Annotated in this window: 25 protein-coding genes and 3 pseudogenes; 27 read left to right on the top strand and 1 reads right to left on the bottom strand. The window is 62.7% G+C overall.

What is annotated here, in order from left to right:
* The first annotated feature begins 82 nt into the window (after positions 1–82).
* Complete coding sequence (locus tag ACQ86E_RS00700; RefSeq protein ID WP_431203780.1) at positions 83–2,143, top strand: FAD-dependent oxidoreductase; 2,061 nt, start codon at positions 83–85, stop codon at positions 2,141–2,143.
* 133 nt (positions 2,144–2,276) lie between these two features.
* On the top strand, positions 2,277–4,304 hold the full coding sequence (locus ACQ86E_RS00695; protein WP_431203779.1) for an ABC transporter ATP-binding protein: 2,028 nt from the start codon (positions 2,277–2,279) through the stop codon (positions 4,302–4,304).
* A gap of 145 nt (positions 4,305–4,449) precedes the next feature.
* Here the strand turns inward: ACQ86E_RS00695 and ACQ86E_RS00690 are convergent, their stop codons facing one another.
* Positions 4,450–4,620, bottom strand: a complete 171-nt coding sequence (locus ACQ86E_RS00690) for an FAD-dependent monooxygenase (protein ID WP_431203778.1) — start codon at positions 4,618–4,620, stop codon at positions 4,450–4,452.
* A gap of 654 nt (positions 4,621–5,274) precedes the next feature.
* On the opposite strand from ACQ86E_RS00690, the gene rpsL reads away from it, so the two are divergent.
* The 25 genes and pseudogenes from rpsL (at position 5,275) to rplO (ending at position 19,176) form a co-directional block, all read left to right on the top strand.
* Positions 5,275–5,646, top strand: a complete 372-nt coding sequence (gene rpsL, locus ACQ86E_RS00685) for a 30S ribosomal protein S12 (RefSeq protein ID WP_007603006.1) — start codon at positions 5,275–5,277, stop codon at positions 5,644–5,646.
* Positions 5,647–5,661: 15 nt separating this feature from the next.
* Positions 5,662–6,132, top strand: coding sequence for a 30S ribosomal protein S7 (gene rpsG / locus ACQ86E_RS00680; protein WP_041748231.1), 471 nt, complete (start codon positions 5,662–5,664; stop codon positions 6,130–6,132).
* Between the two features lie 33 nt (positions 6,133–6,165).
* Positions 6,166–8,238 (top strand): elongation factor G, encoded by a 2,073-nt coding sequence (gene fusA, locus ACQ86E_RS00675; RefSeq protein ID WP_015685400.1) that lies wholly within the window; start codon positions 6,166–6,168, stop codon positions 8,236–8,238.
* A 40-nt stretch (positions 8,239–8,278) separates the two neighbouring features.
* Complete coding sequence (tuf, locus tag ACQ86E_RS00670) at positions 8,279–9,469, top strand: elongation factor Tu (protein ID WP_008136415.1); 1,191 nt, start codon at positions 8,279–8,281, stop codon at positions 9,467–9,469.
* 84 nt (positions 9,470–9,553) lie between these two features.
* Positions 9,554–9,862 carry a 30S ribosomal protein S10 gene (rpsJ, locus tag ACQ86E_RS00665; RefSeq protein WP_002712302.1) on the top strand — a complete coding sequence of 103 codons (309 nt, stop codon included), beginning with the start codon at positions 9,554–9,556 and terminating at the stop codon, positions 9,860–9,862.
* Positions 9,863–9,916: 54 nt separating this feature from the next.
* Positions 9,917–10,630, top strand: a complete 714-nt coding sequence (gene rplC, locus ACQ86E_RS00660) for a 50S ribosomal protein L3 (protein ID WP_015685401.1) — start codon at positions 9,917–9,919, stop codon at positions 10,628–10,630.
* Between the two features lies 1 nt (position 10,631).
* Entirely contained in the window at positions 10,632–11,252 is a 621-nt protein-coding gene (gene rplD / locus ACQ86E_RS00655; RefSeq protein WP_015685402.1) for a 50S ribosomal protein L4, read from the top strand.
* A complete protein-coding gene (locus ACQ86E_RS00650) occupies positions 11,249–11,551 on the top strand; it encodes a 50S ribosomal protein L23 (RefSeq protein ID WP_431203777.1) in 303 nt (100 codons plus the stop codon). Before rplD ends, ACQ86E_RS00650 begins: the two co-directional genes overlap by 4 nt.
* 12 nt (positions 11,552–11,563) lie before the next feature.
* The gene (gene rplB / locus ACQ86E_RS00645) at positions 11,564–12,397 is read left to right on the top strand and encodes a 50S ribosomal protein L2 (protein ID WP_106944313.1); all 834 of its coding nucleotides are present in this window, start codon (positions 11,564–11,566) and stop codon (positions 12,395–12,397) included.
* A gap of 12 nt (positions 12,398–12,409) precedes the next feature.
* The gene (gene rpsS, locus ACQ86E_RS00640) at positions 12,410–12,688 is read left to right on the top strand and encodes a 30S ribosomal protein S19 (protein ID WP_008136357.1); all 279 of its coding nucleotides are present in this window, start codon (positions 12,410–12,412) and stop codon (positions 12,686–12,688) included.
* A gap of 10 nt (positions 12,689–12,698) precedes the next feature.
* A pseudogene (rplV, locus tag ACQ86E_RS00635) lies at positions 12,699–13,086 on the top strand (50S ribosomal protein L22).
* Positions 13,087–13,104: 18 nt separating this feature from the next.
* Positions 13,105–13,833: a 30S ribosomal protein S3 gene (gene rpsC, locus ACQ86E_RS00630; protein ID WP_431203776.1), complete on the top strand. Its 729-nt coding sequence runs from the start codon at positions 13,105–13,107 to the stop codon at positions 13,831–13,833.
* 32 nt (positions 13,834–13,865) lie between these two features.
* Positions 13,866–14,279: a 50S ribosomal protein L16 gene (rplP, locus tag ACQ86E_RS00625; protein WP_431203775.1), complete on the top strand. Its 414-nt coding sequence runs from the start codon at positions 13,866–13,868 to the stop codon at positions 14,277–14,279.
* Between the two features lie 5 nt (positions 14,280–14,284).
* A complete protein-coding gene (gene rpmC, locus ACQ86E_RS00620) occupies positions 14,285–14,491 on the top strand; it encodes a 50S ribosomal protein L29 (RefSeq protein WP_151649652.1) in 207 nt (68 codons plus the stop codon).
* Positions 14,492–14,504: 13 nt separating this feature from the next.
* Positions 14,505–14,753 (top strand): 30S ribosomal protein S17, encoded by a 249-nt coding sequence (rpsQ, locus tag ACQ86E_RS00615; protein ID WP_431203774.1) that lies wholly within the window; start codon positions 14,505–14,507, stop codon positions 14,751–14,753.
* Positions 14,754–14,837: 84 nt separating this feature from the next.
* Entirely contained in the window at positions 14,838–15,206 is a 369-nt protein-coding gene (rplN, locus tag ACQ86E_RS00610; protein WP_007603030.1) for a 50S ribosomal protein L14, read from the top strand.
* Positions 15,206–15,520 carry a 50S ribosomal protein L24 gene (rplX, locus tag ACQ86E_RS00605; protein WP_008549245.1) on the top strand — a complete coding sequence of 105 codons (315 nt, stop codon included), beginning with the start codon at positions 15,206–15,208 and terminating at the stop codon, positions 15,518–15,520. The genes rplN and rplX overlap by 1 nt, the downstream gene beginning before the upstream one ends.
* Complete coding sequence (gene rplE / locus ACQ86E_RS00600) at positions 15,513–16,070, top strand: 50S ribosomal protein L5 (RefSeq protein WP_431203773.1); 558 nt, start codon at positions 15,513–15,515, stop codon at positions 16,068–16,070. The genes rplX and rplE overlap by 8 nt, the downstream gene beginning before the upstream one ends.
* Positions 16,071–16,116: 46 nt before the next feature.
* Complete coding sequence (gene rpsN, locus ACQ86E_RS00595) at positions 16,117–16,422, top strand: 30S ribosomal protein S14 (protein WP_015685406.1); 306 nt, start codon at positions 16,117–16,119, stop codon at positions 16,420–16,422.
* 14 nt (positions 16,423–16,436) lie between these two features.
* A complete protein-coding gene (gene rpsH / locus ACQ86E_RS00590) occupies positions 16,437–16,835 on the top strand; it encodes a 30S ribosomal protein S8 (protein ID WP_015685407.1) in 399 nt (132 codons plus the stop codon).
* A gap of 16 nt (positions 16,836–16,851) precedes the next feature.
* Positions 16,852–17,386: pseudogene (gene rplF / locus ACQ86E_RS00585) on the top strand (50S ribosomal protein L6).
* Positions 17,387–17,397: 11 nt separating this feature from the next.
* Positions 17,398–17,760, top strand: coding sequence for a 50S ribosomal protein L18 (gene rplR / locus ACQ86E_RS00580; protein WP_007603036.1), 363 nt, complete (start codon positions 17,398–17,400; stop codon positions 17,758–17,760).
* A gap of 44 nt (positions 17,761–17,804) precedes the next feature.
* Positions 17,805–18,396: pseudogene (gene rpsE / locus ACQ86E_RS00575) on the top strand (30S ribosomal protein S5).
* A 24-nt stretch (positions 18,397–18,420) separates the two neighbouring features.
* Positions 18,421–18,615: a 50S ribosomal protein L30 gene (rpmD, locus tag ACQ86E_RS00570; protein ID WP_011088137.1), complete on the top strand. Its 195-nt coding sequence runs from the start codon at positions 18,421–18,423 to the stop codon at positions 18,613–18,615.
* Positions 18,616–18,690: 75 nt separating this feature from the next.
* The gene (rplO, locus tag ACQ86E_RS00565; protein ID WP_151649655.1) at positions 18,691–19,176 is read left to right on the top strand and encodes a 50S ribosomal protein L15; all 486 of its coding nucleotides are present in this window, start codon (positions 18,691–18,693) and stop codon (positions 19,174–19,176) included.
* The last annotated feature ends 64 nt before the right edge of the window (positions 19,177–19,240 follow it).

Below are 19,240 nucleotides of genomic sequence, written 5' to 3'. Positions count from 1 at the left end.
TCAGGCGCAAAAGCGCTTCTGCTAAGGGAGCTTAGACGGCGGTCCCGTGACGGGGGGCAGGGCCGGAGACCACGGAACGCACATGCTTGATCTCGCAATCGTAGGCGGCGGCCCCGGAGGGCTGATGAGCGCCTGGTACCTGAAGCGTAAGCTCGGCGACCTCTGCCGCGTCACCATCTATGAGGCCTCGGATCGACTCGGCGGCAAGATTGTCACGCGCAAATTCGATTCCGCACCCGCGATGTATGAAGCCGGCGTTGCCGAGATCTACGACTACTCGATGACCGGCCCCGATCCGCTGCGCGAGCTGATCCAGCATTTCGGACTTCAAACCATTCCGATGGACGCCGAGCAGGTCCAGTTCGGCGGTGAACTCCTCAACGACGTCGCAGGCATGCGCCGCAAATACGGCGCCAAGACCGCGGCCGCGATCGAGGCGTTCCGCAAGCGCTGTGCTGAGGCGCTGTCGCCGATCGAGTATTACGAGGGCGTCGGCGCGCACGACAACGAGAACCCCTGGGCCTACAAGACCGCCGAGCAGGTGCTCGACGAGGAGGTCGAGGACGAAACCGCAAAGCGTTTCTTCAAGGTGATGGCGCGCTCGGACATCGCGACAGAAAGCCACAACACCAACGGCCTCAACGCGTTGAAGAACTACCTGATGGATGTCGACGGCTATATCGGCCTCTACTCCATCCAGAACGGCAACGAGCAACTGATCGAGTGCCTGCAGTCGGAGGTCAATGCCGACATCCAGCTCAATCATCGCGTGCTCGCAGTCGGCAAGGCGCCGACCGGCCGCTACCAGCTCAAGATGATGAACGGCAAGGGGCCGGAGACGCGCGATTTCGATCTCGTGCTGGTCTGCCTGCCGCATTCCTGGCTCGCCACCGTCGGCTGGGAAGGCGAGCAGCTTCGCAAGTCGATGGTCAAGCACGTCTCGTATTTCGATCGTCCCGCACACTACCTGCGCGTCTCGATCCTGTTCGACACGCCGTTCTGGGGCGAGAAGATCCCCGGCGCCTGGTTCATGTCGGAGGCCTTCGGCGGCTGCTGCGTCTACAATGAAGGCGCGCGCCACGATGTCGGCAAGCATGGCGTCCTGAACTGGCTCATTCCCGGCTCGGATGCGCTGGCTTTCGCGAATCTCTCGGACCAGGAGCTGATCGACGCTGCGCTGAAATCGCTGCCGGCATCGTTCGGCGATGCGCGGGCGCATTTCATGGAAGGCAAGATCCATCGCTGGCTGTCGTCGGTGAACGCGATTCCGGGCGGTATGCCCGTGCGCGATGTCATGACCAATCACCGGCCCGAGCCGAAGGAGCATCCCGGCATCGTGGTGGTCGGCGACTATCTGTTCGACTCGACCCTGAACGGGCTGCTCGATTCGTCGGATGCGGCAACCGACATCATCCTGACCGAGATGATGCGGCTGCGCCGGGAGCGTGCGCAGGACGGCAAGCCGCTGTCGGACAAGATCGATCGCGAGTATTTCGAGAACTATCGCGGCCTCGGCCCCTATAGCGAGGTGTGGCGGCATTTCACGGATCCCGACTATCTCACAAAGCTGATCGGCATCGTCTGGGGCAAGGTCAAGGGCGCCAGGCTGTTGATCGCGGGCTCGGCCAGCGGCGAACTGGTCGGCGCACTGCGCGAGCGCGGCATCGATGCCTGGGGCATCGAGAACAACCGCGCTATCCACGCCAAGACGCCGAAGGCTCTGAAGAAGTACAACAAGCTCGGCTCGATCACCGACATGCCGTTCAAGGACGGCGCGTTCGACTTCGTGTTCGAGACCAGCCTCTGCCATGTTTCCCCGAAGCAGGTGGTCCGGGCGATCCGCGAGCTCAACCGCGTGGTCAGGACCGGTCTCGTGTTCGGCTCGATCACCTCGGACATGGCCTCGGCCGTGATCGACCGCTACGACCTGCTGCGCGGGGTCAAGAAGCTCGGCACCTGGTGGGAATGGTCGGAACTGTTCTTCGGCAACGGCTTCGACCTGTCGATGCACCGCAAGGACTGCGCCGATGCGCTGTGGGAAGCGACGCTCGCGGCCAACAAGGGCCCGGGCCAGTGGTACGCCGACGCCGACAGCTTGCGTTATTCGTTCTTCGACAAGGTCGAGGACGAGGACGAAGACTAGCCTTTCGGGGCGCACCGGATTCGCCAATTGCTTTGCCGAATTCATCATGATCGCATAGAATCGGCGCAATAGCGGTTGTCGCTATTTCCTGCTTTCTCTGCGGTCATGCCGGCCGTCAGCATCGGTTGGTTTCATGGCGTCCAAGCCTCCCACTTCCAGGCCTCCTTCTCCCGACGAAAAGAAGCTCGCTGCGGAAGAGGCGGCCGAGCTCGACAGGAAGCTCGCCGCCGCCAAGCCGGACCTCGAAGACGACGAAGACGAGGAGGATGACGAGCTGGAGCTCGATGACGACGATGAGGACGAGGACCTCGTCGTCTTTACCGCGCGCGAGGCCGCCGGCGCGCTCGCCACCATCCTCGGTTTCGTCAAACCCTTTCTGACCAACTACAAGCGGATGCTGTCATTCGTGGGGTTCGGCGTCTTCGTCGAGACGCTGTTCAACGTCATCATGCCGCTCAGCCTGAAGTACCTGATCGACGACGCGCTCGGCGAGGAGGATTTTCATGCGCTTTACAAGATCCTCGGCGTGCTCGCGGTCGCCGGCATCTTCACCTCCATCGTCGCGGTCTGGTACGAGCGCTGGGACGCGCGGCTTGCCGCTTGCATCATCTCCGACGTCCGCAAGCGCCTGTTCGAGCATGTTCAGGACCTGCCGGCGGCGTATTTCGGGCGGACCAAGCGCGGCGAGATACTGTCGCGCTTTTCCGTCGACCTTGCGGCCTTCGAGGGTTCGGTCAAGACCTTCGCCAACAGCGCGGCTCTGCCGTTCCTGGAGTTGATCGCGGGCATCATCCTGATGGTGTTCCTGAACTGGCAGCTCGCGGTGGTTGCGCTGCTGGTGTTTCCGATCACGCTGATCGGTCCGCGCATGCTCACGCCGAAGGCGGTGCAGGCCAATTACGAGCAGAAGCTCAACGAGAGCGCGCTGCTCGGCATGGTGCAGGAAAACGTCGCCGCGCAGGCGGTGATCAAGGCGTTCAGCCTGCAACGCCGGATGTTCGGCTTCTTCACCTTTCGCAACGACGAGACCCGCAACAAGATGGCCTCGGCCGCGTTCCTCTCCACCATGGTGGAGAGGACGGTCACCATCTCGGTGTTGCTGTTGCACATCGTGGTGCTCGCGATCGGGGCCTATCTGGCAACCAAGGGGCAGATCACCATCGGCACCTTCGTGACCTTCGAGAGCGCGTTCTGGGAGGTGTCCTACAACATCGCCCACGTCATGCACTTCGTTCCGGTGTCGATCTCCTCGGCCGCCGCGATCCGCCACATGCAGGAACTGCTCGACGAACCGACGCGCAGTGCCGATCGGCCCGGCGCGCCCGATCTGCCGCGCGTCACCCACGACATCACCTTCGACCGAGTGACGTTCCAGTACGAGGGCAGCCGGACGCCGGTGCTGGACAATCTCAGCCTCAAGCTCGATGTCGGCAAGCGTATCGCCATCGTCGGGCCCAGCGGCTCCGGCAAGAGCACGCTGCTCAATCTGATCCTGCGACTCTACGTGCCCGATGAGGGCCGCGTCACCATCGACGGCGTCGACGTCCGCAAGGTGACGCTTGATTCGCTGCGCCGGAGCATGGCGGTGGTGTTCCAGGAGAACATGCTGTTCAACATGTCGATCCGCGAGAACATCCGGCTCGGCAAGGAAGGCGCGACCGACGAGGAGGTGGAGGAGGCCGCCAGGAAGGCCGAGATCCACCGCTACATCATGAGTCTGCCGCAGCGATACGACACGCCGGTCGGCGAGCGCGGCGATACCTTGTCGGGCGGCCAGCGTCAGCGCATTGCGATCGCACGCGCGGTCATCCGCAATCCGTCCGTGCTGCTGCTCGACGAGGCGACTTCGGCGCTCGACCAGACCACGGAGGCCGCGATCAACCGCACACTGCTCAAGGTCGCCAAGGGCCGCACCATGATCTGGTCGACCCATCGCCTGAGCTCGGTGGTCGAGATGGACGAGATCATCGTGATTTCAGGGGGCAGGGCGATTGAACGCGGCTCCCATGCCGAGCTGCTCGCCAGGAACGGAACCTATCGCAAATTGTGGAACGACCAGACCCACCAGCCGCACGAAGCGGTGGCTCAGGTCGATGACGACAGCGACGATGATGACGACGACCTCGAGGATGATGAGGACGAGGACGACGAGGAGGAGTGACCGAGGAGGTTCGGCTGCAGATCGTGATTCGCGGAGATGTTGAACCGACGGCTCGGCACCTTGTCGAGCAAGCGGCCGAATCGCGCGATCCAGTTCTCGCAGGCGAAGGTCGCCCGGCGCAGCACCGATTCTCCGATTCCGGACCTCAGGAATCGCCCGACCTGGGGCGACTGCTGAGTTTTTCGACTCGAAAGTCCGCCGGATAGCTCTCATGCGGACCGACCAGCACAGCCGAAATGCCGGCGCGGCCGAGCATTGCGGCGGCGGTAGAGCCGGACAATCCCCCGCCGATGACGGGAATCTCGGTGGAGCGCATGGAGTGATCTCTACCGAAGGCGGCAGATTGCCTCATCAACAGACAAGAAAGCCTTAACGGAGGTTATAAAAGTACTTTTCACCCGGATATAAAATCTCAACGGGTGGCGGAACCGGCCTGCCGTTCTTATATCGGGCGAGGCGCGATCAGTGCGGCGAACGGGCAAATTCCCTAGGTGCGAGAAGCGCTTTGTGACTGTCGTTTCGCCTTGACTTGATCGACTCCCACTTATAGAAAGCGCCTCACTTAACGACAGGCGGTGAGCATCGCCAACGTCGGAACGGGCCACCTGTTGATCCCCCGGGATCGGATCCCAAGGGATCGCTGAAGACGGGCACCAACCTCGACGAATGCCGCTCAAACGCTGTCGATCATAGCTAGGCAATGCCAGTGCGATTTTAGTTCTCTTGAGCTCGTTCTCTTGAGATCGAATTCGGATGCATGACCTCGGTGCGCAGGCCACGGCTTTATGCCGATTGGCCTGAAAACTGCGGTCCTCTGTGGCGTCGTAACGCTTTCCGCTCAGTGATGGAGTGGTTGGCGCAATTTCGCTTTGTGCGGTTTGTTCTGCACGAGGTGGCCTCGTCGGGCAGGGAGCTCGAAAGAATTTGCGGACCCGAAAGGGGCCGCGGCAGAAAAAGGGTGAAGGCCAGAATGCCGACGATCAACCAGCTGATCGCTCAACCGCGGGAAGTGCAGAAGTCGCGCAAGAAGGTGCCGGCGCTGCAGCAGTCGCCGCAGAAGCGTGGTGTTTGCACGCGCGTTTACACCACGACCCCGAAGAAGCCGAACTCGGCGCTTCGTAAGGTTGCCAAGGTGCGCCTGACCAACGGCTTCGAGGTGATCGGCTACATCCCCGGCGAGGGCCATAACCTCCAGGAGCACTCGGTGGTCATGATCCGTGGCGGTCGCGTCAAGGATTTGCCCGGCGTGCGCTACCACATCCTCCGCGGCGTTCTGGATACCCAGGGCGTCAAGAACCGTAAGCAGCGTCGTTCGAAGTACGGCGCCAAGCGTCCGAAGTAAGCGGGAACCAGCTCCATGTCTCGTCGCCACTCAGCGGAAAAGCGCGAAGTTCTCCCGGATCCGAAGTTCGGGAACATCATCGTCACGAAGTTCATGAACTCGGTGATGTACGCCGGCAAGAAGTCGGTCGCCGAAGGCATCGTCTACGGTGCGTTCGGTCTCATCGAAGCCAAGACCAAGCAGAGCCCGCTCGGCGTGTTCGAGCAGGCGCTCGAGAACGTCATGCCGACGATCGAGGTTCGCTCCCGCCGCGTCGGCGGCGCGACCTACCAGGTTCCGGTCGAGGTTCGCTCGGTGCGCCGTCAGGCGCTGGGCATCCGCTGGCTGATCTCGGCCGCGCGCGAGCGCAACGAGAAGACGATGACCGAGCGGCTCTCTGCCGAGCTCCTGGACGCGTCGAACAACCGTGGCAACGCCGTCAAGAAGCGTGAAGACGTTCATCGGATGGCGGAAGCCAACCGTGCCTTCTCGCACTATCGCTGGTAACGGCGACACACTCGGACTCGCAAGGAACGACCTATGCCCCGCCAACATGCCATCGAAGACTACCGTAACTTCGGTATTATGGCGCATATCGACGCCGGCAAGACCACGACGACCGAGCGCATCCTTTATTACACCGGCAAGAGCCACAAGATCGGCGAAGTGCACGAAGGTGCCGCGACGATGGACTGGATGGAGCAGGAGCAGGAGCGTGGCATCACGATCACCTCGGCTGCGACCACCGCGTTCTGGGCCGGCAAGCGTCTGAACATCATCGACACGCCCGGCCACGTCGACTTCACCATCGAAGTCGAGCGTTCGCTGCGCGTGCTCGACGGCGCCGTATGCGTGCTCGACTCGAACCAGGGCGTCGAGCCCCAGACCGAGACCGTCTGGCGCCAGGGTGACAAATACAAGGTTCCGCGGATCGTCTTCGCCAACAAGATGGACAAGACCGGCGCTGACTTCTTCAAGTGTCTGGCCGACATCGTCGACCGTCTCGGCGCCAAGCCGATCGCGATCCAGCTTCCGATCGGTGCCGAGAACAACTTCAAGGGTCTCGTCGACCTCGTGAAGATGAAGGGCATCGTCTGGAACGACGAATCGCTCGGTGCGAAGTTCGACTACGTCGACATTCCGGAAGACCTCGTCGACCAGGCCAAGGAATACCGCGAGAAGATGGTGGAAGCCGCCGTCGAGCTCGACGACGACGCTTTGGCTGCCTTCCTCGACGGCAACGAGCCGGACGAAGCGACGCTGAAGCGGCTGATCCGCAAGGCGGTGCTGACCGGTGCGTTCTATCCCGTGCTGTGCGGCTCGGCCTTCAAGAACAAGGGCGTGCAGCCGCTGCTCGACGCCGTCGTCGACTACCTGCCGTCGCCGATCGACGTGCCCGCGATCAAGGGCACTGACGACAGCGGCAACGAGGTCGTGCGCAAGGCCGACGACAAGGAGCCGCTCGCGCTGCTCGCGTTCAAGATCATGGACGACCCGTTCGTCGGCACCATCACCTTCTGCCGCATCTACTCCGGCGTCCTGCAGAGCGGCACCGGCGTCGTGAATTCGACGCGCGAGAAGAAGGAGCGCATCGGGCGCATGCTGCTGATGCATGCGAACAACCGCGAAGACATCAAGGAAGCCTATGCCGGCGACATCGTTGCGCTGGCCGGCCTGAAGGAAGCGCGCACCGGTGACACGCTGTGCGATCCCGACAAGCAGGTGATCCTCGAGAAGATGGAATTCCCCGAGCCGGTCATCGAGATCGCGATCGAGCCGAAGTCCAAGGCCGACCAGGAAAAGCTGGGCGTGGCGCTGGCCAAGCTTGCCGCGGAGGATCCGTCCTTCCGCGTGTCGACCGACCAGGAGTCCGGCCAGACCATTCTCAAGGGCATGGGCGAGCTCCACCTCGACATCAAGGTCGACATCCTCCGTCGTACCTACAAGGTCGACGCAAACATCGGCGCGCCGCAGGTGGCGTTCCGTGAGCGCGTCACCAAGAAGGCCGAGGTCAAGTACACCCACAAGAAGCAGACCGGCGGTACCGGTCAGTTCGCGGAAGTGTCGATCGTGGTCGAGCCGAACGAGCCCGGCAAGGGCTATGAGTTCGAGTCCAAGATCGTCGGCGGTGCTGTTCCGAAGGAATACATCCCCGGCGTCGAAAAGGGCCTCAACAGCGTGATGAGCTCTGGCGTGGTCGCGGGCTTCCCCGTGGTCGACGTCAAGGTTCAGCTCGTCGACGGCAAGTATCACGACGTCGACTCGTCGGCGCTCGCCTTCGAAATTGCATCGCGCGCGGCGTTCCGCGAAGCGCTGCAGAAGGGCAAGTCCGTCCTGCTCGAGCCGATCATGAAGGTCGAAGTGGTGACCCCGGAAGACTATACCGGCTCGGTCATTGGCGACCTGAATTCGCGGCGCGGTCAGATTCAGGGTCAAGACATGCGCGGCAACGCCAACGTCATCAACGCGATGGTGCCGCTCATGAACATGTTCGGTTACGTGAATAACCTGCGCTCGATGAGCCAGGGTCGTGCAACCTTCACCATGCAATTCGACCACTACGCAGAAGCGCCGGCCAACGTGTCGGCAGAAGTCCAGAAGAAGTTTGCCTGATTGTCGTCGGTCTAGAGCTGACGATTGAACGGAGAGTCAAATGGCCAAAGCAAAGTTTGAACGTAACAAGCCGCACTGCAACATCGGCACCATCGGTCACGTCGACCATGGCAAGACATCGCTGACCGCGGCGATCACCAAGGTCCTCGCCGAAGCCGGCGGCGCGACGTTCACCGCGTACGACCAGATCGACAAGGCGCCGGAAGAGAAGGCGCGCGGCATCACCATCTCGACCGCGCACGTCGAGTACGAGACGCCGAACCGCCACTACGCCCACGTCGACTGCCCCGGCCACGCCGACTACGTGAAGAACATGATCACCGGTGCCGCCCAGATGGACGGTGCGATCCTGGTCGTGTCGGCCGCTGACGGCCCGATGCCGCAGACCCGCGAGCACATCCTGCTCGCCCGCCAGGTCGGCGTGCCCGCGCTCGTCGTGTTCCTCAACAAGTGCGACATGGTCGACGATCCGGAACTGCTCGAACTCGTCGAGCTCGAAGTTCGCGAGCTGCTCTCGAAGTACGACTTCCCGGGCGACAAGATCCCGATCATCAAGGGCTCGGCGCTCGCCGCTCTCGAAGATTCCGACAAGAAGCTCGGCCACGACGCCATCCTCGAGCTGATGAAGAACGTCGACGAATACATCCCGCAGCCGGAGCGTCCGATCGACCAGCCGTTCCTGATGCCAGTTGAAGACGTGTTCTCGATCTCGGGCCGCGGCACCGTCGTGACCGGCCGTGTCGAGCGCGGCATCGTCAAGGTCGGCGAGGAAATCGAGATCGTCGGTCTCCGCGCGACCCAGAAGACCACCGTCACCGGCGTCGAAATGTTCCGCAAGCTGCTCGATCAGGGCCAGGCCGGCGACAACATCGGTGCGCTGCTCCGCGGCACCAAGCGCGAGGACGTCGAGCGCGGCCAGGTGCTGTGCAAGCCGGGTTCGGTCAAGCCGCACACCAAGTTCAAGGCTGAGGCGTACATCCTCACCAAGGAAGAGGGCGGTCGCCACACTCCGTTCTTCACCAACTACCGTCCGCAGTTCTACTTCCGCACCACCGACGTGACCGGTGTCGTGCATCTGCCGGAAGGCACCGAGATGGTGATGCCGGGCGACAACATCGCGATGGAAGTGCACCTGATCGTGCCGATCGCGATGGAAGAGAAGCTCCGCTTCGCGATCCGCGAAGGCGGTCGCACCGTCGGCGCCGGCGTCGTCGCCTCGATCATCGAGTAATCACGCGACAGGGAATGGCGAGTGGCGAATGGATGAAATCCATTCGCTATTCGCTACTCGCCACTCACTAAGAAAGACACGGCAATGAACGGCCAAAACATTCGTATCCGTCTCAAGGCGTTCGACCATCGTATCCTCGATACGTCGACCCGCGAGATCGTGAACACGGCGAAGCGCACCGGCGCGCAGGTCCGCGGACCCATTCCGCTGCCCACCCGCATCGAGAAGTTCACCGTCAACCGTTCGCCTCACGTCGACAAGAAGAGCCGCGAGCAGTTCGAGATGCGCACCCACAAGCGCCTGCTCGATATCGTCGATCCGACCCCGCAGACTGTCGATGCTTTGATGAAGCTCGACCTGGCCGCCGGTGTCGACGTCGAGATCAAGCTCTAAGATTTTTGGATCACGTTCGCGACTTAGCGGACAGAAAGAACAGGAAGCACGCCGATGCGCTCCGGAGTGATCGCACAAAAGGTCGGGATGACGCGGGTCTTTACGGAGGCCGGCGAACATATCCCAGTGACCGTGCTGAAGCTCGGCAATTGCCAGGTCGTAGGCCACCGCACTGAAGAGAAGAACGGTTACGTCGCGCTCCAGCTTGGTTCTGGCAGCCGCAAGACCGTGTACTTGCCCAAGGCCGAGCGCGGCCAGTTCGCGGTCGCCAAGGTCGAGCCGAAGCGGCAGGTCGAGGAGTTCCGCGTCTCCGCGGATGCCATGATCCCCGTTGGCGCCGAGATCCTCGCCGACCACTTCGTCGTCGGCCAGTTCGTCGACGTCACCGGCACCTCGGTCGGTAAGGGCTTCGCGGGCGGCATGAAGCGCTGGAACTTCGGCGGTCTTCGCGCCACGCACGGTGTTTCGGTCTCGCACCGTTCGATCGGTTCGACCGGTGGTCGTCAGGACCCCGGCAAGACCTGGAAGAACAAGAAGATGCCCGGCCATATGGGTGTCGATCGCATTACCACGCTCAACCTTCGAGTCGTTCAGCTCGATGTCGAGCGCGGCCTGATCCTCGTCGAAGGCGCCGTTCCCGGCTCCAAGGGCGGCTGGATCCGCGTGCGCGACGCCGTCAAGAAGCCGCTGCCCAAGGAAGCTCCGAAGCCCGGCAAGTTCAAGGTTGCTGGCGACGCGGAAGCCGCCCCGGCTGCGCAGGAGGCGTGAGATGGAATTGAAAGTCACGACCCTCGAAGGTAAGGAAGCCGGCTCGGTCCAGCTTTCCGACGCCATTTTCGGTCTCGAGCCGCGCCAGGACATCATTGCGCGTTGCGTGCAGTGGCAGCTCAACAAGCGTCAGGCCGGCACCCACAAGGCCAAGGGCCGCGCCGAGATCTGGCGCACCGGCAAGAAGATGTACAAGCAGAAGGGCACCGGCGGTGCTCGTCACGGCTCGGCCCGCGTGCCGCAGTTCCGCGGCGGCGGTCGTGCCTTCGGTCCGGTGGTGCGTTCGCACGCCACCGACCTGCCGAAGAAGGTCCGCGCGCTGGCTCTCAAGCATGCGCTGTCCGCCAAGGCCAAGGACGGCGATCTCCTGGTGATCGACAAGGCTGCGCTGGAGGCCGCCAAGACCAAGGCGCTGCTCGGTCACTTCTCGGGCCTCGGCCTGACCAACGCGCTGATCATCGATGGTGCCGAGCTCAACAACGGCTTTGCCGCTGCGGCCCGCAACATCCCGAACATGGATGTGCTGCCGATCCAGGGCATCAACGTCTATGACATCCTGCGCCGTCGGAAACTTGTTCTGACCAAGGCCGCCATCGATGCGCTGGAGGCGCGCTTCAAATGACGAAGAACATCGAGCCTCGCCATTACGACGTGATCGTCGCTCCGGTCGTCACCGAAAAGGCGACGCTGGCGTCCGAGCACAACAAGGTCCTGTTCAAGGTGGCCGCGAAGGCGACCAAGCCGCAGATCAAGGAAGCGATCGAGAAGCTGTTTGACGTCAAGGTCAAGAGCGTCAACACGCTGGTCCGCAAGGGCAAGACCAAGGTCTTCCGCGGCCATCTCGGTTCGCAGTCGAACACCAAGCGCGCGATCGTGACCCTCGAAGAGGGCCACAGGATCGACGTCACCACCGGTCTGTAAGGTCGTACGACGATGGCACTGAAGACATTCAATCCCACGACGCCGGGTCAGCGCCAGCTGGTCATGGTCGATCGTTCGGCCCTGTACAAGGGCAAGCCGGTCAAGGCGCTCACCGAAGGCAAGCACTCCTCGGGCGGTCGTAACAATACCGGTCGCATCACCGTGCGCTTCCGTGGCGGTGGTCACAAGCGGACGCTTCGTACCGTCGACTTCAAGCGTGACAAGGTCGATGCGCCCGCGACGGTCGAGCGGCTGGAGTACGATCCGAACCGGACCGCGTTCATCGCGCTGGTGAAGTACGAGGACGGCACCCAGGCCTATATCCTGGCGCCGCAGCGTCTGGCCGTCGGCGATTCCGTGGTTGCCGGCAACTATGTCGACGTGAAGCCGGGCAACGTCATGCCGCTCGGCAACATGCCGGTCGGTACGATCATCCACAACATCGAGGTCAAGATCGGGAAGGGCGGCCAGCTCGCCCGTTCGGCCGGTACCTACGCCCAGCTCGTCGGCCGCGACCATGACTACGTGATCATCCGCCTGAATTCGGGCGAGCAGCGCCTGGTGCATGGCCGTTGCCGCGGCACGATCGGCGCGGTGTCGAACCCGGATCACATGAACACCTCGATCGGCAAGGCCGGCCGCAACCGTTGGCTGGGCCGCAAGCCGCATAACCGCGGCGTTTCGATGAACCCGATCGACCATCCGCACGGCGGTGGTGAAGGTCGCACCTCGGGCGGTCGCCACCCGGTTACACCGTGGGGCAAGCCGACCAAGGGCAAGAAGACCCGCAGCAACAAGTCGACCAACAAATTCATTCTCCTAAGCCGCCACAAGCGGAAGAAGTAAGGAACGACGGACATGGTTCGTTCAGTCTGGAAAGGCCCGTTCGTCGAGGGTTCTCTGCTCAAGAAGGCAGATGCCGCGCGCGCGTCCGGCCGTCACGACGTCATCAAGATCTGGAGCCGTCGTTCGACGATCCTGCCGCAGTTCGTTGGTCTGACCTTCGGTGTCTACAATGGTCAGAAGCACGTCCCGGTGGCCGTCAACGAGGAAATGGTCGGTCACAAGTTCGGCGAGTTTTCGCCGACCCGGACCTTCCATGGCCACTCCGGGGACAAGAAAGCCAAGAAGGCTTGAGGATTAAACGATGAGCAAACCTAAGCGCGAACGGAGCCTCGCCGAGAACGAGGCCAAGGCGGTCGCCCGGATGCTGCGGGTGAGCCCGCAGAAGCTCAACCTGGTCGCCCAGCTCATTCGCGGCCGGAAGGCGGCTCGCTGCGCTCGCCGATCTGCAGTTTTCGCGCAAGCGGATCGCGGTCGACGTGAAGAAGTGCCTGGAATCGGCTATCGCCAATGCCGAGAACAACCACGACCTCGACGTCGACGATCTCGTCGTGGCGCAGGCCTTCGTCGGCAACGGTCTCGTGATGAAGCGCTTTGCCGCCCGGGGCCGTGGCCGTTCGGGTCGCGTCTACAAACCATTTTCGCAGCTGACGATCATCGTTCGTCAGGTCGAAGCCGAAGCAGCGGCCTAAGGGACGCAGGAGCACACGATGGGTCAAAAGATCAATCCGATCGGTCTGCGTCTCGGCATCAACCGGACCTGGGATTCCCGCTGGTTCGCCGGCAAGCAGGAATACGGCAAGCTGCTGCATGAGGACGTCAAGATCCGCGAGATCCTGCACAAGGAGCTCAAGCAGGCGGCCGTCGCCCGCATCGTGATCGAGCGTCCGCACAAGAAGTGCCGCGTCACCATCCACTCGGCTCGTCCGGGCGTGGTGATCGGCAAGAAGGGCGCCGACATCGACAAGCTGCGCAAGAAGGTCGCGGACATCACCTCGTCCGACGTCGTCATCAACATCGTCGAGATCCGCAAGCCGGAGCTCGATGCGACGCTGGTGGCTGAATCGATCGCGCAGCAGTTGGAGCGCCGCGTGGCGTTCCGCCGCGCCATGAAGCGCGCCGTTCAGTCGGCGATGCGTCTGGGCGCGGAAGGCATCCGCATCAACTGCTCGGGTCGTCTGGGCGGTGCGGAAATCGCGCGCATGGAGTGGTACCGCGAAGGTCGCGTGCCGCTTCACACGCTGCGCGCCGACATCGACTACGGCGTTGCGACCGCGTTCACGACCTTCGGCACCTGCGGCGTCAAGGTCTGGATCTTCAAGGGCGAGATCCTCGAGCACGATCCGATGGCCCAGGACAAGAGAATGGCCGAAGGCGAGACCAGCGGCGGTGGTGATCGCGGCGGTGGCCGTGGGCGCCGTGACAACGCTGCGGCTTGACGCCAGCACAGAGAATTTGAGGGCTTGAAGCCATGATGCAACCTAAGAAAACGAAGTTCCGGAAGGCGCATAAGGGCCGTATCCACGGCGTTGCGTCTTCGGGCGCGACGTTGGCCTTCGGTCAATTCGGCCTGAAGGCGGCCGAGCCTGATCGCGTCACCGCGCGCCAGATCGAGGCCGCTCGCCGCGCGCTGACCCGCCACATGAAGCGTGCCGGCCGCGTCTGGATCCGCGTGTTCCCCGACGTCCCGGTGTCGAAGAAGCCCGCCGAAGTCCGCATGGGCTCCGGCAAGGGTGCTCCGGAGCTGTGGGTCGCGCGCGTCAAGCCGGGTCGGGTGATTTTCGAGATCGACGGCGTCAACACCCAGACGGCGCGTGAAGCTCTGACCCTGGCGGCCGCCAAGCTGCCGATCAAGACGCGCTTCGTCGAGCGCATTGCGGAGTAATGGCCATGGCCCAGATGAAGATCGAAGACATCCGCGCGATGAGCCCCGACCAGCAGGATGACGCCATCCTGAACCTGAAGAAGGAGCGCTTCAACCTGCGCTTCCAGCGCGCCACCGGGCAGCTCGAGAACACCTCGCGCCTGCGCGAGGCTCGCCGCGACATCGCCCGCATCAAGACCATCGCCGCGCAGAAGCGCGCGAAAGAGAAGTAAGGGGCTCACGAATATGCCGAAACGTACTTTGCAAGGCGTGGTCGTCAGCGACAAGCAGGCCAAGACCATCGTGGTGCGCGTCGATCGCCGCTTCACGCATCCGATCTACAAGAAGACGATCCGCCGTTCGAAGAACTATCACGCGCACGACGAGAGCAACGAGTTCAAGCCGGGCGACCTGGTGTGGATCGAGGAATCGAAGCCGATTTCGAAGCTGAAGCGCTGGGTCGTGATCCGGGGCGAACACAAGAAAAGCGCCTGATCTGTTGGCTTTAGCCGACTGACTTCAGGGAAATGTTGAGCGCCGGCTGGGCTGGCGCAAGAGAGAAGAGGACGAGGTGCATCAATGATTCAGATGCAGACCAACCTCGACGTGGCCGACAATTCTGGCGCACGCCGTGTCATGTGTATCAAGGTGCTCGGAGGCTCCAAGCGCCGCTACGCCACGATCGGCGACATCATTGTCGTCTCGATCAAGGAAGCGATTCCGCGTGGCAAGGTGAAGAAGGGCGACGTGATGAAGGCCGTCGTGGTGCGCGTCCGCAAGGACATCCGCCGCGCCGACGGTTCGGTCATTCGCTTCGACCGCAACGCGGCCGTGCTGATCAACAATCAGTCCGAGCCGGTCGGCACCCGTATCTTCGGGCCCGTGCCGCGCGAGCTGCGCGCCAAGAACCACATGAAGATCATTTCGCTCGCGCCGGAGGTGCTGTGATGGCCGCGAAGATCCGCAAGGGCGACAAGGTCGTCGTGCTGACCGGTCGCGACAAGGGTCGCACCGGCGAGGTGTTCGAAGTGCGTCCCGACGCCGGCACGGCGCTGGTGCGCGGCATCAACGTGGTCAAGCGTCACCAGAAGCAGACGCAGGCCCAGGAGGGCGGCATCATCTCGAAAGAGGCGCCGATCCAACTGTCCAACATCGCGTATGTCGGCAAGGATGGAAAGCCGACCCGCGTCGGATTCAAGATTCTGGCGGACGGCAAGAAGGTCCGCATCGCCAAGAGCTCGGGAGCTGAGATCGATGGCTGAGGCCGCTTACACCCCGCGCCTGCGCGCGGAATACGACGCGAAGATCCGCACGGAGATGACCGAGAAGTTCGGTTATGAGAACGTGATGCAGGTTCCGCGCCTGGACAAGGTCGTGCTGAACATGGGCGTTGGCGATTCTGTCAACGACCGCAAGAAGGCCGAGACCGCCGCCACCGAGCTGACCCAGATCGCCGGCCAGAAGGCGATCGTGACCTATTCGCGTATCGCGATCGCGACCTTCAAGCTGCGTGAAAACCAGCCGATCGGCTGCAAGGTCACGCTGCGCAAGGCCCGCATGTACGAGTTCATCGATCGCCTGGTGACGGTCGCGCTGCCGCGCGTCCGCGACTTCCGTGGCCTGAACCCGAAGAGCTTCGACGGTCGCGGCAACTATTCGCTCGGCATCAAGGAACACATCATTTTCCCCGAGATCGACTTCGACAAGGTCACGGAAGCCCGCGGTATGGACATCACCGTCTGCACCACGGCCAAGACCGACGAAGAGGCGAGGGCCTTGTTGACCGCTTTCAATTTCCTGTTCCGGCAGTGAGACGCTGACCTAAAGCCTCTCAAACGCGGATACCCAGGAGCCAAGCATGGCAAAGAAGAGTTCAATCGAGAAGAACAACCGGCGCAAGCGGATGACGAAGAACGCCGCTCCGAAGCGCGCGCGGTTGAAGGCGATCATCGCCGACAAGACGCTGCCGATGGAGGAGCGGTTCGCCGCCACCCTGAAGCTTGCGGAAATGCCGCGCAACTCGTCGGCGACCCGCATCCGTCTGCGTTGCGAACTGTCGGGCCGTTCGCGCTCGAACTACCGCAAGACCAAACTGTCCCGTATCGCGATGCGCGACCTTGGCTCCAAGGGCATGGTCCCGGGCCTCGTGAAGTCCAGCTGGTAAGGAGGGTCGTTTAGATGTCTACGCACGATCCAATCAGCGATCTGATCACCCGTATCCGCAACGCGCAGATGCGCTCCAAGAGCAAGGTCTCGACGCCTGGTTCGAAGATGCGCGAGAACGTCCTCGAAGTGCTGAAGTCCGAGGGCTACATCCGCGGTTACGCCACGCTCGAGCATTCCTCGGGCCGCAGCGAGATCGAGATCGAGCTGAAGTATTTCGACGGCGAGCCCGTCATCCGCGAGATCGAACGTGTTTCCAAGCCTGGGCGTCGCGTCTACGCCTCGGTGAAGAACCTGCCGCGGGTCAACAACGGACTCGGTATTTCGGTGTTGTCGACGCCGAAGGGAATCATGGCCGACCACAGTGCGCGTGAAGCGAACGTGGGCGGTGAAGTTCTCTTCACGGTGTTCTGAGAAGGATTTTTGATCCATGTCACGAGTTGGCAAAAGGCCCGTTCCGGTTCCGTCGGGTGTGACCGCGACCGTCGATGGGCAGACCGTCAAGATGAAGGGGCCGAAGGGTCAACTTCAGTTCATCGTCCATGACGACGTCGAGGTGAAGCTCGAGGACGGCCAGGTTAAGGTGAACCCGCGGGTCGAGACCAATCGCGCGCAAGCGCTGTACGGTACCGCTCGCGCCCAGGTCGCGAATCTGGTCGAAGGCGTCACCAAGGGCTTCGAGAAGAAGCTCGAAATCACCGGCGTCGGCTATCGCGCCGCGTTGCAGGGCAAGAACCTGCAGCTCGCGCTCGGTTACAGCCACGACGTGGTCTATGCGATCCCGGAAGGGATCACGATCACCGTGCCGAAGCCGACCGAGATCACGGTGACGGGCAGCGACATCCAGCGCGTCGGCCAGGTCGCCGCCGAGATCTCGCTCCTATCGTCCGCCGGAGCCCTACAAGGGCAAGGGCGTGAAGTATGTTGGCGAATTCATCTTCCGCAAGGAAGGCAAGAAGAAGTAACGGAGCCGGTCATGTCGAAAGCCAAGGTTACGAATGCCCGGCGCAAGCGGAGTGTGCGGCTGAAGCTGCGCCGCTCCGGTGGCGGCCGTCCGCGTCTGTCTGTGTTCCGCTCGTCCAAGCACATCTACGCCCAGGTCATCGACGACCTGAAGGGCGAGACGCTGGCATCTGCCTCTTCGCTCGAGAAGTCGATGCGCGACGGCGGCAAGACCGGCGCCGACATCGATGCGGCGAAGGCGGTCGGCAAGCTGCTGGCCGAGCGCGCCGCCGAGAAGGGCGTCAAGGAAGTCGTGTTCGATCGCGGCAGCTACCTCTATCACGGGCGCGTCAAGGCTCTTGCCGATGCGGCGCGTGAGAGCGGGCTGAGCTTCTAACAGAATTTGAGGATTGAGGCGTAAGCCTCTGAAGGATTGGAAAAATGGCAGAACGCGAACAACGTGGTGGACGCGATCAACGCGGCGGACGTGACCGCCAGCAGCGCGAGGAGCGCGACAGCGAGTTCGTCGACAAGCTGGTCCACATCAACCGCGTGGCCAAGGTCGTCAAGGGCGGCAAGCGCTTCGGTTTCGCGGCGCTGGTCGTGATCGGCGATCAGAAGGGCCGCGCCGGCTTTGGTCATGGCAAGGCGCGCGAAGTGCCTGAAGCCATCCGCAAGGCCACCGAGTCCGCCAAGCGTAACCTGACGCGCGTGTCGCTGCGCGAGGGCCGTACGCTCCATCACGATATCGCCGGCCGTCATGGCGCGGGTCGTGTCTACCTGCGTGCAGCTCCGGCCGGTACCGGCATCATCGCGGGCGGCCCGATGCGCGCCGTGTTCGAGACGCTCGGTGTGCAGGACGTGGTGGCGAAGTCGATCGGCTCGTCGAACCCGTACAACATGGTTCGCGCCACCTTCGACGCGCTGAAGCATCAGGATCTCGCCGCGTTCGGTCGCAGCCCGCCGCAACATCAAGGTGTCCACCATCCAGTCACGTCGCATCGGCGGTGACGCCGAGGCGGCTGCCGACTAACGGAAGCTTTCGGAGTAGACCATGATGGCCAAGGCCGCAAAGACGATCAAGCTCGAGCAGACCGGCAGCGCAATCCGCCGCCATCACTCGCAGCGTTCGACGCTGATCGGGCTCAAGCTCAACAAGATCGGTCGCACCAGCGAACTGCCGGATACCCCGGCTGTCCGCGGCATGATCGAGAAGGTTCACCATCTCGTTCGCATCGTCGACGAGAAGTAAGACACAGCGCGTGATCCCGAAAGCCGGCGATCGGTTCTCGGCAGAGATCATGCGCAAGAAACAAGGAGCAGGGCGATGAAGCTCAGCGATATCGCCGACAATGCCGGCTCGCGCAAGAAGCGTATGCGTGTCGGCCGCGGCATCGGTTCGGGCAAGGGCAAGCAGTCCGGCCGCGGCGGCAAGGGCCAGACCGCGCGTTCGGGCGTGCGCATCAAGGGTTTCGAAGGCGGCCAGATGCCGTTGCATCGCCGTCTGCCCAAGCGCGGCTTCACCAACATCTTCCGTGTCGAGTTCGCCGAGATCAACCTCGACCGGCTCCAGGATGCGGTCGATGCGAAGAAGATCGACACCGGCAGCGTCGTGAACGTCGAGGCCCTGGTGAAGGGCGGCGTGCTGCGTCGTGCCAAGGGCGGCCTGCGGCTGCTCGGCCGCGGCGAGCTCAAGTCCAAGCTCAACATCGAAGTCCACGGTGCCACCAAGGCCGCGATCGAAGCGGTCGAGAAGGCCGGCGGCTCGGTGAAGATCCTCGCCCCTGCCAAGGAAGAAGGCGAGGCGGCGTAACAACTGCGTCATTGGCCCGCGGCTCGCGGGCCTTTACGCGTGTGGGACGTGGACTTATCGATGC

Source organism: Bradyrhizobium betae, from assembly GCF_050632175.1.
In the GTDB taxonomy this organism is placed as follows: domain Bacteria; phylum Pseudomonadota; class Alphaproteobacteria; order Rhizobiales; family Xanthobacteraceae; genus Bradyrhizobium; species Bradyrhizobium betae_B.
The sequence above is the reverse complement of the archived record's forward strand: the minus strand, read 5'-3'. Positions and strand labels throughout refer to the sequence as shown.